General features: G+C 71.2%; 13 protein-coding genes. 8 read left to right on the top strand and 5 right to left on the bottom strand.

Annotation, left to right across the window (positions count from 1 at the left end; translation table 11 throughout):
- Positions 1-175 precede the first annotated feature (175 nt).
- Positions 176-1,642 (bottom strand): KamA family radical SAM protein, encoded by a 1,467-nt coding sequence (locus SHK17_RS10075; protein ID WP_322921965.1) that lies wholly within the window; start codon positions 1,640-1,642, stop codon positions 176-178.
- Positions 1,643-1,816: 174 nt separating this feature from the next.
- On the opposite strand from SHK17_RS10075, the gene kdd reads away from it, so the two are divergent.
- From kdd to SHK17_RS10110, 7 genes are all read left to right on the top strand, one after another.
- Positions 1,817-2,896, top strand: a complete 1,080-nt coding sequence (gene kdd, locus SHK17_RS10080) for an L-erythro-3,5-diaminohexanoate dehydrogenase (protein ID WP_322424218.1) — start codon at positions 1,817-1,819, stop codon at positions 2,894-2,896.
- Positions 2,896-4,524, top strand: coding sequence for a lysine 5,6-aminomutase subunit alpha (gene kamD / locus SHK17_RS10085; RefSeq protein ID WP_322921966.1), 1,629 nt, complete (start codon positions 2,896-2,898; stop codon positions 4,522-4,524). Before kdd ends, kamD begins: the two co-directional genes overlap by 1 nt.
- Positions 4,521-5,291, top strand: coding sequence for a lysine 5,6-aminomutase subunit beta (kamE, locus tag SHK17_RS10090; protein ID WP_172272324.1), 771 nt, complete (start codon positions 4,521-4,523; stop codon positions 5,289-5,291). The genes kamD and kamE overlap by 4 nt, the downstream gene beginning before the upstream one ends.
- On the top strand, positions 5,288-5,689 hold the full coding sequence (gene kal, locus SHK17_RS10095; protein WP_172272321.1) for a 3-aminobutyryl-CoA ammonia lyase: 402 nt from the start codon (positions 5,288-5,290) through the stop codon (positions 5,687-5,689). The genes kamE and kal overlap by 4 nt, the downstream gene beginning before the upstream one ends.
- A 405-nt stretch (positions 5,690-6,094) precedes the next feature.
- On the top strand, positions 6,095-7,624 hold the full coding sequence (lnt, locus tag SHK17_RS10100; RefSeq protein WP_172272317.1) for an apolipoprotein N-acyltransferase: 1,530 nt from the start codon (positions 6,095-6,097) through the stop codon (positions 7,622-7,624).
- A 6-nt stretch (positions 7,625-7,630) separates the two neighbouring features.
- Entirely contained in the window at positions 7,631-8,383 is a 753-nt protein-coding gene (locus SHK17_RS10105) for a polyprenol monophosphomannose synthase (RefSeq protein ID WP_322921967.1), read from the top strand.
- Positions 8,380-8,925 (top strand): FxsA family protein, encoded by a 546-nt coding sequence (locus SHK17_RS10110; RefSeq protein ID WP_172272314.1) that lies wholly within the window; start codon positions 8,380-8,382, stop codon positions 8,923-8,925. The genes SHK17_RS10105 and SHK17_RS10110 overlap by 4 nt, the downstream gene beginning before the upstream one ends.
- A gap of 20 nt (positions 8,926-8,945) precedes the next feature.
- Here the strand turns inward: SHK17_RS10110 and SHK17_RS10115 are convergent, their stop codons facing one another.
- The 3 genes from SHK17_RS10115 to SHK17_RS10125 all read right to left on the bottom strand — a co-directional run bounded on the left by SHK17_RS10115 (position 8,946) and on the right by SHK17_RS10125 (position 11,787).
- Complete coding sequence (locus SHK17_RS10115; protein ID WP_172272311.1) at positions 8,946-9,326, bottom strand: RNA polymerase-binding protein RbpA; 381 nt, start codon at positions 9,324-9,326, stop codon at positions 8,946-8,948.
- 284 nt (positions 9,327-9,610) lie between these two features.
- Positions 9,611-10,966: an MFS transporter gene (locus SHK17_RS10120; RefSeq protein WP_172272308.1), complete on the bottom strand. Its 1,356-nt coding sequence runs from the start codon at positions 10,964-10,966 to the stop codon at positions 9,611-9,613.
- Complete coding sequence (locus SHK17_RS10125) at positions 10,963-11,787, bottom strand: glycerophosphodiester phosphodiesterase (RefSeq protein WP_322424222.1); 825 nt, start codon at positions 11,785-11,787, stop codon at positions 10,963-10,965. Before SHK17_RS10125 ends, SHK17_RS10120 begins: the two co-directional genes overlap by 4 nt.
- A 44-nt stretch (positions 11,788-11,831) precedes the next feature.
- Between SHK17_RS10125 and SHK17_RS10130 the strand changes: the two genes are divergently transcribed.
- On the top strand, positions 11,832-12,083 hold the full coding sequence (locus SHK17_RS10130) for a TFIIB-type zinc ribbon-containing protein (protein ID WP_322921968.1): 252 nt from the start codon (positions 11,832-11,834) through the stop codon (positions 12,081-12,083).
- A 127-nt stretch (positions 12,084-12,210) separates the two neighbouring features.
- On the opposite strand, the gene SHK17_RS10135 is transcribed toward SHK17_RS10130, so the two are convergent.
- Positions 12,211-13,734, bottom strand: a complete 1,524-nt coding sequence (locus tag SHK17_RS10135; RefSeq protein ID WP_172272299.1) for a helix-turn-helix domain-containing protein — start codon at positions 13,732-13,734, stop codon at positions 12,211-12,213.
- Positions 13,735-13,817 lie beyond the last annotated feature (83 nt).

Below are 13,817 nucleotides of genomic sequence, written 5' to 3' on the forward strand. Positions count from 1 at the left end.
TCGCCCGCCGCGCTGGCTCAGCGGTACCCGTGCGCGGCGATCTGTGGACAGCCGGGTCACCGCCCCGCGGCGACTTCTCCAGCGGGTTTCGATCTTGTGGGGGCGTACACACCTCGACATGTTCGGGTTTCCCCGCATATGCGGGGAAACCGAGCGCCCCCCGAAGAAGAAGCCCTCAGTAGGCCTGCAGAGCCGCCGTACGCCGCGACGCCTCGGCCATCTCGGCGGCCTTGAGCGAGGCCTCGTCGAGGCGGCCGTGCTGCTCCCACCACTGCTGGCCCGACTCGGGCAGCGTGTGGATCGGGTCGTAGTACTCGTAGTAGCGCGACAGCGCCTCGGCGTCGTCGGCCTCGATCGAGGTGCGGTAGTTCTTGGTCCAGTGGGAGATGCCGTGCTCGAGGTCGTAGTCGGCGTTCTGGTGGACCCAGCGCTTGCCGACGAACGGCACGTCGCACACGATGCGCGGCGTCGCGAACCCGGGCAGGTAGCCCATGATGTGGTGCTGGAGCCGCTGGGCGTCGGCGAGCGAGACCCGCCAGTGCTCCGAGAACGGGATCATGTCGCACATGTAGAAGTAGTAGGGCATGATCTGCGCGCCGTCGAGCAGGCGGAAGCACAGGTCGAGCAGGGCGTGCGGATCCGCGTTGACGCCGTTGAGCAGGACACCCTGGTTGCGTACGTCGCGCAGGCCGGCGTCGAGCATCGCGCGGGTGGCTTCGGCCACGAGCGGCGTCACGGAGTTCGCGTGGTTGGCGTGGGTGTGCATCGCGATCGAGACCCCGCGCGAGCGGGCGATCGAGGCCACCCGGCTGACGCCGTCCACCACGTCGGGCTGCAGCCAGTGCTGGGGGAGGCCGACGAGCGCCTTGGTCGCGAGCCGGATGTCGCGGATGTTGTCGATGGCCAGGACCTCGGTGAGGAAGGCCTCGAGGCGGGGCCACGGCATGTTGGCCACGTCGCCGCCGGAGACGACGACGTCGCGCACCGACGGGGTGCGGCGGAGGTAGTCGAGCATGTCGCCGAGCCGGTCGTTGGGCTTGGCGGTGAACTTGAGCTTCTCGATGACCGGCGTGGAGTTGCCGACGAGGTCCATCCGGGTGCAGTGGCCGCAGTACTGCGGGCAGGTCGGCAGCAGCTCGGCGAGGACCTTGGTGGGGTAGCGGTGGGTCAGTCCCTCGGTCGCCCACATGTCGTGCTCGTGCAGCGAGTCGCGCGCCGCGTGCGGGTGTGAGGGCCAGTCGGTGCGACGGTCGCTGAGGACGGGGAGCATGTAGTGGCGGACCGGGTCGGCGTAGAACGCCTCGGTCATCGACCCGGCGCCGGCGGGCTCGAAGGTCGGCACCATCGTGTTCATCATCTGCGGCGGCACCAGCATGGACATGGTGGCCCGCTCGGCCTGGTCGCGCTCGAGGTCGGCGTAGAACCGGTCGTCGAGCAGGTCGCCCATCAGCTCGCGCAGCTGCTTGACGTTCTTGACGCAGTGCGCGCGCTGCCACTGCACCGACGCCCACTCCTCGGCGGTCACGGCGGACCAGCCCGGGAAGCGCGTCCAGTCGGGCTCGACGAGCTCGACCCGCTGGTAGGGGTAAGGCTGGCCGGTGGCGAGTGCCTGCCCCAGCGGGCTGGCGGTCTCGATGGTCATGAGGTCTCCTTGCAGTGGCCCCGGTGCTGGGTGCCGGCCGGGGTCAGGCCTGACGGCGCGCCGGTTGTGTGTGCGGCGACACATCTGGGAGAGTACGTGGAGAACGTGCGGTGAGTCCAATGCCGCGCCGCAAGATTTCCGGCACAAGCGCGTGAACCTAGAAGGATGACCTGCATGAACTCCCCCTCGGACATCCAGACGGACCTCCGCACCGGTGACCCGACCGGCCTGCACCGCGTGCTCGACGACCGCGCCGTGCTGCCGCAGGCGGCCGAGCGCCTCGACACCCGCGCCGAGCTCTGGCCCGACGAGGTCCGGGTCCGCGTCGAGCGGCTCAACCTCGACGCGGCGTCCTTCCGACAGCTCGAGCGCGCGCACACGACGTACGGCGAGACCGACGGCGCCGCCGTCCGTGCCGAGGTGCTCGACATCGTCGCGACTCGCGGCAAGATGCAGAACCCGGTCACCGGCTCCGGCGGCATGCTCGTCGGCACCGTCGAGGAGGTCGGCCCCGAGTCGCCGCTCGGCCTGACCGTCGGCGACCGCGTCGCGACGCTCGTCAGCCTCACCCTGACCCCGCTGGTGATCGAGGACGGGCTGGCCGGCTGGGACGGACGCAGCGAGCAAGTCCCGTGCGACGGCTACGCGGTGCTGTTCGGTCGCTCGATCGCCGCCGTCATCCCCGACGACCTCGACCCGGCGCTGTCCCTCAGCGTCATGGACGTCTGCGGCGCCCCCGCCCTCACCGCGCGCGTCGTCGAGGAGCACGCCGCACGCGGCCAGGCCCCGACCGTCGCCGTGATCGGCGGCGCCGGCAAGTCCGGGTCCCTCAGCCTCTCCGCCGCCCGTGCCGCCGGCGCGGCACGCACGATCGGTGTCGTCCCGCACCAGGGCGAGCACGACCTGCTCGCCGGCGCCGGCCTGGCCGACGCGGTCGCCGTCGCCGATGCGCGCGACCCCATCGCCCTTCGGGACGCGGTCACCGCCGCGGGCGGTCCGGCGGACGTCACCGTGGTCTGCGTCGACGTGCCCGGCTGCGAGGGCGGGGCGATCCTCGCCACCGCCGAGGGTGGCACCGTCATCTTCTTCTCGATGGCCACCAGCTTCAGCGCCGCGGCGCTGGGCGCCGAGGGCCTCGCGGCAGACGTGCGGATGCTCGTCGGCAACGGCTACGTCCCGGGCCACGCGGCCTACGCCATGGAGCTGCTCCGTGCCGACGCCGGCGTGCGCGGCCTGTTCGAGCGGAGGCTGTGATGGCACGCACTGCGAGCAGGCTGGGCATCGACCGCGCCGACGTACGACGCGCGCGCACGCTCGCCCGGCAGGTGGGCAAGCCGATCGTCGACCTCGCGACGCAGCACACGACCGTGTCGGTGGAGCGGGCGACGCTGCGCCTGGCCGGCCTGGGTGGGGCCGACCCCGACGGCACGCCGTGGGTCAACCGGCTCGCCGACGTCGTACGCGCCGACACCGGCCTCGAGCACGGCGTCAGCCTCCCGGTGTGGGACGCCCTGCTCCGTGGCGAGGGCGACGACCTGCTCACGCTGGCGCAGAAGGCGGCGGCCGGGTCGGTCACGTTCCGGCTCCCCGAGGGCCGCGACGCCACCCGCGCCCGGGCCGCCTCGCGACGCGCCGTCGCCGCCGGCATCAAGCGGATCGACCGGCAGCGGGTCGCGCGCGAGAGGATGGTCGCCAAGGTCGGCGACGCCCCGAGCAAGCCGTGGATCTACCTCATCGTGGCCACCGGTGACATCCACGAGGACATCCCGCAGGCGCAGGCAGCCGCCCGCGAGGGTGCCGACGTCATCGCGGTGATCCGGTCGACCGGCCAGTCCCTGCTCGACTTCGTGCCCGAGGGCGCGACGCGCGAGGGCTTCGCCGGCACCTACGCCACCCAGGAGAACTTCCGCCTGATGCGGGCCGCCCTCGACGAGACGTCGCGCGAGCTGGGCCGCTACGTGCGGCTGACCAACTACGCCTCGGGGCTGTGCATGCCCGAGATCGCGACGCTGGCGGGCCTCGAGCGGCTCGACATGATGCTCAACGACTCGATGTACGGCATCCTCTTCCGCGACATCAACCCGGTGCGCACCTTCGTCGACCAGCGCTTCAGCCGCCAGATCCACGCCCGCGCGGGGATCATCATCAACACCGGCGAGGACAACTACCTCACCACCGCCGACGCGGTCGAGGCGGCGCACACGGTGACGACCAGCCAGCTGCTCAACGAGTACTTCGCCAAGGAGGCCGGGCTCGAGGACTGGCAGCTCGGCCTCGGCCACGCGTTCGAGATCGACCCTGAGGTGCCGGACTCCTTCCGCCTCGAGCTGGCGCACGCCATGCTCGCGCGCGAGCTGTTCCCCGACGCGCCGCTCAAGTGGATGCCGCCCACCCGGCACATGACCGGCGACGTCTTCAAGGGCTACCTCCTCGACGGCTTCTTCAACCTCGTCGGCGCGCTGACCGGCCAGGGGATCCTGCTCGTCGGGATGATGACGGAGGCGGTCGTGACGCCGTGGATCTCCGACCGCGACCTGGCCCTGCAGAACGTCCGCTACGTCATGAACGCCGCCGGCAACCTGCACGAGGACTTCCACCCGGCGCCCGACGGCTTCATCGCCCGGCGCGCCCGCGAGGTGCTCGGCGACGCCGTCGGGCTGCTCGAGGAGATCAAGGCCGACCGCAGCGTCCCCGGCGAGCCGCCGCTGCTGTCGGCGATCGCCGACGGCACCTTCGGCCTGATGAAGCGGCCCGCCGACAAGGGCAAGGGCCTCGAGGGCGTCGCCCGCAAGTCCGACGGCTACTACAACCCGGCCACCGAGATCCTCGCCCTTCGAGACGGCGCCGAAGGCGCCTCCACTGGAACCGGAGACCAGCGATGAGCCTCATCAGGCCCTACGGCGACACCACCGGCGACGGCATGGTGCAGATGTCGTTCACCCTGCCCATCGCGCACTCCAAGGTGGCCGAGGGTGCCGCCGTGCAGCTCGCCAACAAGATGGGCATGGACCCGGCGCTGGTCGTGCACGCCAAGCCGATGGGGGAGGGCTTCACCTTCTTCGTCGTCTACGGGCGGGTCAACCACCTCGTCGACCCCAGCACCGTGGAGGTCGTCGAGCGCGACTACCCCCTGCTGACCCCGAAGGAGGCCAACGCGGCGATCAAGCGGGCGCTGCGCCGCCGCCTGGTCGTGGTGGGCGGCTGCATCGGCACCGACGCGCACACCGTCGGCATCGACGCGATCCTCAACATCAAGGGGTTCGCGGGGGAGAAGGGCCTGGAGTACTACCGCGAGCTCAAGGTGGTCAACCTCGGCGCCCAGGTCTCCGTGCCCCAGCTCGTGGAGGCGGCGCGCGAGGAGCGGGCCGACGCGGTGCTCGTCTCGCAGGTCGTCACCCAGCGCGACGCCCACCTGCTCAACACCCGTGAGATGTCGGCGGCCTTCCGCGAGGCCTACCCCGCGGCCAGGCGGCCACTGCTCGTCGTCGGCGGGCCGCGCTTCGACGAGACGATGGCCGAGGAGCTCGGCGTCGACCGTGTCTTCACCCGGGGTACGACGCCCGGCGAGGTCGCGTCGTTCATCGTCCACCGGCTCACCACCCCCCGCACCCCCGGCAGCAGCCCCAGCACCCAGGAGAAGGCCTCATGAGCGACGACACGAGGGTCGGCACGGTCGTCACCCACCGCCGCTACGTCCCCTACTCCCACGCCCACTACGCGGGCAACCTGGTGGACGGGGCCTACAGTCTCGGCCTCTTCGGCGACGTCGCGACCGAGATGTGCATCGTGCTGGACGGCGACGAGGGGCTCTTCGCGTCCTACTCCGACGTGCAGTTCACGGCTCCGGTGCGCGCCGGTGACCTCCTGGAGATCACCGCCACGCTCGTGCGCGAGGGCACCCGCAGCCGGGTGATGGACTTCGCGGTGCACGTCGTCGGGCGCGGTGCCGCGACCCCCGACGCGCCGGGCGCGGCGGAGGTCCTCGACCCGCCGCTGGTGGCCACCACGGCGACCGGCACGGTCGTCGTACCCCCCGCCGCGCACTAGGCACCACCGGTACCGGCGTGTCCACGACGACACGCCGGTGCCGGGGCAGATTCGTTGGGGAAGTTCTCAACCAGGGTCGGCTCTGTGACCTGCGGTTTCGCGCATACGCGCAGGTCAGGGCCGTGTTGACACTCCCGGCGAGGAAAGGGATTGTTCCCGGGTCCGCCTGTGCAGCTCGTGGGTGGCACCTTCGGCACCGGGAGGTCAGACGTGGGGTTCGCGAAGCCAGCGATGCCCGTCGTCCGGCGTCCTGCCGGGAGTGCCCCGCGGGGGCCGGATGCGGGAGGAACCACGGGGCCGTAGACAACTTCGCGCGATCGTCAGCCAGGCGGTCGTGCGTCGGTCCGAAGTCCCTGCGTTCCTCCCGCACCCTGCAGGCGTGCACCCGTCGGCTACGGTTCCAGCGTGCCGCTGCGCTGCCTCCTCGCCCTCGCCGGCGGACTCGTGCTGGCGGCGGCCTTCGAGCCGGTCGGCTGGGCGTGGCTGATGCCCGTCGGCATCGCGGCACTCGTCTTCTCCGTCCGCGGCCTGGGGCCCGGACGGGCGTGGATCCCGAGCCTGCTGTTCGGCATCACGTTCACCTACGCGGTGATGGAGTGGATGCGCGCGGTCGGCACCGACGCCTGGATCGCCATGTGCGCGATGGAGGCTGCCTTCTTCGTCCCGCTGGGCATCGGCCTCTCGTGGAGCATGCGCCTGCGGGCCTGGCCGGTCTGGGCGGCGCTGTGGTGGGTGGGCATCGAGACGTGGCGCAGCGGCTTCCCCTTCTCCGGGATGCCGTTCGGCCGACTCGCCTACGCCACGGCCGGCACGCCGTGGGCCGACGCCCTGCCGTGGCTGGGGATGACCGGGGTCAGCCTCCTCGTCGCGCTGACCGGCACGACCCTGGCGTGGGTGCTGCTGCAGCTGCGTGCGCCGTCGCGGGCCGCGTACGTCGCCGTGGCCGGGCTCGTCGCCGTGACGTTGGCCCCGGCCCTCGTGCCCTACCCCGTCGAGGAGACCGGCACCACCACGGTGGCCGCCGTGCAGGGTGACGTGCCCGGCACGGGGCTCAACGTGCCGGCGGTCCACCGCGAGGTCACCGCCGACCACGTCCGGCTCACCCGCGAGCTCGCGGACGCGGTGGCGGCGGGGGAGCAGGAGGCACCCGACTTCGTGGTGTGGCCGGAGAACTCGACCGCCGTCGACCCCTTCCTCGACCCCGGGATCAACGCGGGCATCGTCGCGGCGTCCGACGCGATCGACGTGCCGATCATCGTGGGCGGGACCAACAGCGACCCGCTCGACGACGGCCAGGTCCTCAACCAGGGGATCGTCTACCACCCCGGCCTCGGCGGCGGCGACCGCTACACCAAGCGGCACCCGGTGCCCTACGGGGAGTACATCCCCTTCCGCGGCAGCAGCTGGATGCCCTCCACCTACGGTCGGCTGACCGAGGTGCCCCGCGACATGGTGCGCGGCACCAGCCTCGAGCCGCTGCGGGTCGCCGACGTACTGGTGGCCGACGCGATCTGCTTCGACGTGGCCTACGACGAGGGGATCGCCGGGCAGGTCGCCAGCGGCGCCGAGCTCGTGACGGTGCAGACCAGCAACGCGATGTTCAGCCGCACCGACCAGCTCGCGCAGCAGTTCGAGATCAGCCGGCTGCGCGCCCAGGAGACCGGCCGATGGGTGGTGGTGGCGGCGATCAACGGCATCTCCGGCGTCGTACGCCCCGACGGCACCGTCGTCGCGTCCGTGCCGGCGCGCGGCCAGGAGGTCCTCGTCGAGACCGTCGGGCTCAGCTCGACGCTCACCCCGGCCGTGCGCATGGGTGTCTGGCCCGCTCGGCTCGCCCTCGTGTTCCTCGTCTGCCACACGCTGGCGGTGCTCGTCACCTATCGTCGTCGCCGACGTGGCGACCGCCCCGTCCCCGAAGCCGTAGGAGCGAGGTAGCTGCACGTGGGAGTCGAAGGTCTCGGGCGGTGCGTGATGGTCGTCCCCACCTACAACGAGTCCGAGAACCTCGAGTGGATCGTGGGCCGGCTCCGCACGGCGCAGCCGGGGGTCGACGTGATGGTCGTCGACGACAACAGCCCCGACGGCACCGGGGCGATCGCCGACCGCCTGGCCGCCGAGGACGAGGCGGTCTCGGTGGTGCACCGCACGGAGAAGGCGGGCCTGGGTGCGGCCTACCTCCACGGCTTCGACGTCGCGCTGAGGGCCGGCTACGACGTCATCGGGGAGATGGACGCCGACGGCTCCCACCAGCCCGAGCAGCTCCAGCGCCTCCTCGACGCCCTGCGCACCGCCGACCTCGTCATCGGCTCGCGCTACGTCCCCGGCGGCTCGGTGGTCAACTGGCCGCTGCAGCGCCTGCTGCTCTCGCGCGGGGGCAACCTCTACGTCCGGCTGCTGCTCGGGATGCGGGTCAAGGACGCCACCGCCGGCTACCGGCTGTTCCGCCGGAGCACGCTCGAGGCGATCGACCTTGGATCGGTGCGGTCTACTGGGTACGTGTTCCAGACCGATCTCGCCTACCGCACGGTGAGCCGCGGCCTGCGCCTCGTCGAGGTGCCGATCGACTTCGTCGAGCGCGAGCGGGGCGACTCCAAGATGAGCGGCCAGGTCGCGAGCGAGTCGCTGCGCAAGATCACCAGCTGGGGGCTGTCCGAGCGACGTGCCCGGCTCACGCGCCACAAGGTGCGGGCATGACCCAGTCGAGGGCGCCCCGCGGCGCCTCGCGACCGCCGCAGCGCCGTCGGCGGGCGTGGCTGCGCCCGCTGCTGGCCGTCGCCTTCGTGGTGGTGCCGCTGGCCGAGATCTGGGCGATCCTCCAGGTCGGCCAGCTGGTCGGGCCGTGGTGGACCATCGCGCTCCTGGTGCTCGACAGCCTCGTCGGCGCCTGGCTCATCAAGCGAGAGGGCGGACGCGCGTGGCGCGCCCTGCGCGAGGCCCTCCAGGGTGGCCGGATGCCCGCCCGCGAGCTCGCCGACGGGGCGCTGATCCTCATCGGCGGCACCCTCATGCTCAGCCCCGGGTTCCTGCTCGACCTGCTCGGGATCCTGCTCATCCTGCCCTTCACCCGACCGGTCGCGCGTCGCCTGCTGACCTCGGTCGTGGAGCGCCGCCTGGTCGTGGCGCCCTTCGCGCCGGGGGTGGGGCCAGGGTTCGGGGCCGGGTTCGGCCCTGGAAACGCACGACGCCCCGGACCCGGGCCCGAGGGCCCGGTCGTCCAGGGCGACGTGGTCGACTGAGTCGAGTCGCGCTCAGAGCGTCAGGAGACGCGCTTCTTCTTGTTCGCGCGGTGCAGGTGCGCGGGACCGATCTCGCCGCCGCGCAGCAGCTCCAGGCGCTCCTTGAGGATGTCCTCGAGCTCCTTCTCCGAACGCCGCTCCAGCAGCATGTCCCAGTGCGTACGAGCCGGCTTCTCGACCTTCTCCTCGGGGAGGATGCCCGCCGTGCTCAGTGCCTCCGCGCCGCAGCGCGGGCACTCCCACACGGCCGGGACGTCGGCCTCGACCGACATCGTGACCTCGAAGTCGTGTCCCTGCTTGCACCGGTATCCGACCTGCTGCCGAGCAGCGAACTCGATGCCGCGCTCGTCCTCGAAACTCTGGCCTCCGAGCCTCGCGCCACGCAGTGTGCGCTCCGCCACCGTGCCCACCTCCAGTTTGGGTTGCTGACCCCGTCGAGTGTGTCCGGGGTTGTAGGTGTAACGAGCCAGACGCCGTGTCGTGACGCCACTTGTGGTGGCGCGGCTCGTTCCCTTGATCCTTCAACGGTAGCGGGGGACCCCACATTCCGCGGATCTCGCGTTGTCCCGACCACGCTCAGGCGGGGCGGCGTCCACCCGCAGGGGTGATGAGCACCACACGCAGGGGTGAGCAGGCGGGTACGACCGGCCCTCGCGACCCGTCCGGAGGGCCGTCGTGACACCTCTCAGATGACGGCGGGGACGTCGTTGCCGGCGTCGCGGATGCCGCGGGCGGTGTCCACGCGCATCAGCAAGAGACCGCCGACGACGAAGAAGATGATCAGCGCGAAGATCGCCGGTCGGTAGGAGTCGGTGAAGGTGTAGACGAGGCCGAACACGAGCGTCCCGAACCACGACGTGCCCCGCTCCATCGCGTGGTAGAAGCTGAAGTACTCGGCCTCCTTGCCGCGGGGGATCAGCAGCGAGAAGTAGGACCGGGCGAGTGCCTGCGTGCCGCCGAGGACGATGCCGATGGCGACGCCGAGGGCGAGCAGCGGCAGGAGGGACTCCTCGGGGATGAACAGTGCCGCCGTCACGATGAGCATCCACACGACCAGGCCGCCGAGGATGGTCGACTTCGCGCCGCGCACGGCGGCGATCCGGCCGAAGAGCAGCGCGCCGCCGACCGCCACGAACTGCACGAGCAGGTAGACGCCGAGCATCGTGCCCTGCGGGAAGCCGAGCTCCTCCACGCCGTAGACGGAGGCCTGGCTGATGACGGTCTGGATGCCGTCGTTGAAGAACAGGTAGGCCAGCAGGAACGTGAGCGCGACGGGGTAGTTGCGCATGTCCTTGAGGGTCTGCAGCAGCTGGCCGAAGCTGCGCTGCAGCACGCCGCCCTCGACCTGCTCGACGTGCACCGGCGGGTGGTTCTGGAGCCCGCGCCAGGGGATGAACGTGAAGGCCGCCCACCACACGGCGGCGGAGAGCAGCGAGATGCGCACCGCCATGCCCTCGGTGAGCCCGAAGGTGTCGTGGAAGCTGACCAGCACGAAGTTGAGCGCCAGCAGCAGGCCTCCGCCGGCGTAGCCGTAGGCCCAGCCCCGCGTCGAGACCCGGTCGCGCTCGGACTCGTCGGAGATCAGCGGGAGGATGGCGTCGTTGAACACCGCCGACGCGCCGAAGCACAGGTTGGCCAGGACGAACGTGATGGCGCCGAGCTGCCAGTTGTCGCCGGTCATGAAGAACAGCAGCGCCGCGAAGAACGACCCGGTCCAGGCGAAGCCGGCGAGCATGTCCTTCTTGCGCGCCGTCCGGTCCGCGACGGCGCCGAGCAGCGGCAGCACGAGCGCCGAGATCAGCGTGGAGAAGGTGATGACGTAGGCCGGGAGGGCGCCGGGCGCCACGGCGATGCCCAGCACCGAGACCCGATCGTCGACCGCGGCCTCCTCGGCGATGGCGATGAGGTAGGGCCCGAAGAGGACGCCGGCGATCGTGGTGGCGAAGGCGCTGTTGGCCCAGTCGTAGAAGTACCAGGCCTTCTGCTCCTGGGCCCGCACCAGCGGCCTCAGGTCGGCGATGCCACCGTCGACGTCACTCATGCCTCATCCTTCACCGGAGGGTTCCACTGCCCGCGGGCGCGGAGCACGTCCCTGAGTATGTCCGTGCGATCGGTCATGAGGCCGTCGACACCACGGTCGAGGAGGACGTTCATCTCGGCCGGGTCGTCGATGGTCCACACGTGCACCTCCACGCCGGCGGCGTGCGCGCGTCGTACGAGCCCTCGGGTGACCACGACGAGCCGGCCACGCCGGTGCGGCACCTGCAGGGCGACCGGTCGGCCGCGGGTCAGCAGGCGCGCGAGCCGGCCGCTGGGGGAGAGCACGAAGGCGACCACCTCCAGCGGGTGCGCCGAGGTGGCGACGCGTCCGCGCGTGCGCCGCCGGAACGCCGCCATCCGCCGCCCGGAGAACGACCCGATCAGCACGCGGTCCCATGCCCGGCGCTCCTCGATGAACCGCGCGAGCGCCTCGACGGCTCCCTCGGACTTGAGGTCGATGTTGAAGCGGGCCTCCGGGAACGCCTCGAACAGCTCCGCGAGCGTCGGCACCCGCTCCCGCCCGCCGATGAGCGCCTGCTGGACCTCGGCCCAGGTGCTCTCGGAGATGGTGCCCGTGCGGTCGGTGACGCGGTCCAGGACCGTGTCGTGGAAGGCGAGCAGGACGCCGTCACTGGTGACGTGCACGTCGGTCTCGAGGTAGGTGTAGCCGAGCGCCACCGCGTGGGTGAAGGCCGCCAGCGTGTTCTCCAGCCCCTCGATCTCGGGGTGGTAGGCCCCACCGCGGTGTGCGAAGGCGAGCGGGTGCGGCGAGTCGAGGTAGGCCGACGAGGCCGGAGTCGGCGAGGGGAGTGGCGCGGTCACGGCATGAGTATGCGGGTGAGGAGTACGGTCAGGGGATGGAGAGCATGACCTGTCCCCGCTGCGGCGTCGAGATGCAGGAGCGAGACCTCGGCCAGGCCACCGTCCGCCAGTGCCCGGAGGGCCACGGCGTCTTCCTCGACCGCGCCGACCTCGGCCTCCTGGTCGAGGCCGAGACCGACTGGCACCGCAACGCCGGCCAGCACACCGCGCCCATGCCCCGCATCACCGCCGACATGACCGCCCCGCCCGCCGCCGGCAAGGTCTCCCGCGCGTGGGTGGAGACGCTGTTCAACTAGCTCGCTCCGCTCGCGGTGTCCGCGGCGCTGGAAGCCCGCTCGTTCGTCGTCGCGGGCGCGCCGCGGACGCTCCCTCGGGTCAGCCGTGCTCGAGCAGTGCCCCCGAGAGGTCCGCGCGTCCCAAACTTCAGATGTCTCTGAAGGTCTCGATGTTGGCGCCGAGCTCGTTGAGGCGCTCGGCGAGGTCCTCGTAGCCGCGGTGGATGACGTACGTCGAGCGCAGCACGCTGCGGCCCTTGGAGGCCAGCATCGCGAGCAGGATCACCACGGCCGGGCGCAGCGCCGGCGGGCAGACGATCTCCGCGCCGGAGAAGTGCGTCGGTCCCTCGACGAGCACCCGGTGGGGGTCGAGGAGCTTGACCTGGGCGCCGAGCTTGTTGAGCTCGGTGAGGTAGATGGCGCGGTTCTCGTAGACCCAGTCGTGCAGCAGCGTCTGCCCCTCGGCGACCGCGGCGATGACGGCGAAGAACGGCAGGTTGTCGATGTTGAGGCCGGGGAACGGCATCGGGTGGATCTTGTCGAGCGGCGCCCGCAGCTCGGAGGCGTGGGTGGTGATGTCGACCAGGCGGGTCTCGCCGTTGAGCGCGACGTACTCCTCGGAGCGGTCGTAGCGGAAGCCCATCTCCTCGAGCGTCGCGAGCTCGATCTCGAGGAACTCGATCGGCACCCGGTGGATGGTGATCGAGGACTTCGTGACGATCGCCGCCGCGAGCAGCGACATGGCCTCGATCGGGTCCTCGGAGGGGGCGTAGTCGACGTCGACGTCGATGGACGCCTTGCCGGTCACCCGCAGCGTCGTGGTGCCCACGCCCTCGACCTCGACGCCGAGCTTGCGGAGGTAGAAGCACAGGTCCTGGACCATGTAGTTGGACGAGGCGTTGCGGATGACGGTCGTGCCCGGGTGGAGCGCGGCGGCCATGAGCGCGTTCTCGGTCACGGTGTCGCCGCGCTCGGTCAGCACGATCGGGCGCTCGGGCTCGAGGGCGCGGTTGACGCTCGCGTGGTAGGCGCCGTCGGTGGCCTTCACCTCGAGGCCGAATGGGCGCAGGGCGGCCATGTGGGGCTCGACCGTGCGCGTGCCGAGGTTGCAGCCACCGGCGTAGGGCAGCTCGAACTCGTCGACGCGGTGGAGCAGGGGACCGAGGAACATGATGACCGAGCGGGTGCGCCGCGCGGCGCCCTCGTCGATCTGGGACAGGTCGAGCTCGGCGGGCGGGATGATCTCGAGGTCGTTGTCCTCGCCCACCCACCGGGTGACCACGCCGAGGGAGTTGAGCACCTCGAGCAGCCGGTTGACCTCCTCGATGCGGGCGACCTTGCGCAGCGTCGTACGTCCCTTGTTGAGCAGGGACGCGCACAGCAGTGCGACGCCGGCGTTCTTGGACGTCTTCACCGTGATGGAGCCGGAGAGCGTGGTCGGGCCGTCGACGCGCAGGTGCGTCGGGCCGGCGCCGAGGGCCACGATCTCGGAGTCGAGGGCGGAGCCGATGCGGGCGAGCATCTCGAGCGAGAGGTTCTGGTGGCCCTTCTCGATGCGGTTGATGGCACTCTGGCTGGTGCCGAGCAGGTCGGCCAGCTGGTGCTGGGTGAGTCCCCGGTGCTTGCGGGCGTCGCGGATCAGGTTGCCGATGCGACCCTTGTAGTCAGCCATGTGCACCACGGTATCTCAGATATGAGATAACGCCAGTCGGCACGCGCCGGGGCAGTTCGCGTCGGGACGCCCGCAGGAGGGGA

The sequence above is a fragment of the Nocardioides renjunii genome, assembly GCF_034661175.1.
Taxonomy (GTDB): domain Bacteria; phylum Actinomycetota; class Actinomycetes; order Propionibacteriales; family Nocardioidaceae; genus Nocardioides; species Nocardioides renjunii.

Excerpts from the sequence above, each read along its gene's own strand:
- SHK17_RS10075 (WP_322921965.1), bottom strand. The coding sequence starts at position 1,642 with ATGACCATCGAGACCGCCAGCCCGCTGGGGCAGGCACTCGCCACCGGC.
- SHK17_RS10130 (WP_322921968.1), top strand. The coding sequence starts at position 11,832 with ATGACCTGTCCCCGCTGCGGCGTCGAGATGCAGGAGCGAGACCTCGGC.
- SHK17_RS10110 (WP_172272314.1), top strand. The coding sequence starts at position 8,380 with ATGACCCAGTCGAGGGCGCCCCGCGGCGCCTCGCGACCGCCGCAGCGC.
- kamD (WP_322921966.1), top strand. The coding sequence starts at position 2,896 with ATGGCACGCACTGCGAGCAGGCTGGGCATCGACCGCGCCGACGTACGA.
- kdd (WP_322424218.1), top strand. The coding sequence starts at position 1,817 with ATGAACTCCCCCTCGGACATCCAGACGGACCTCCGCACCGGTGACCCG.
- kamE (WP_172272324.1), top strand. The coding sequence starts at position 4,521 with ATGAGCCTCATCAGGCCCTACGGCGACACCACCGGCGACGGCATGGTG.
- SHK17_RS10120 (WP_172272308.1), bottom strand. The coding sequence starts at position 10,966 with ATGAGTGACGTCGACGGTGGCATCGCCGACCTGAGGCCGCTGGTGCGG.
- SHK17_RS10135 (WP_172272299.1), bottom strand. The coding sequence starts at position 13,734 with ATGGCTGACTACAAGGGTCGCATCGGCAACCTGATCCGCGACGCCCGC.
- kal (WP_172272321.1), top strand. The coding sequence starts at position 5,288 with ATGAGCGACGACACGAGGGTCGGCACGGTCGTCACCCACCGCCGCTAC.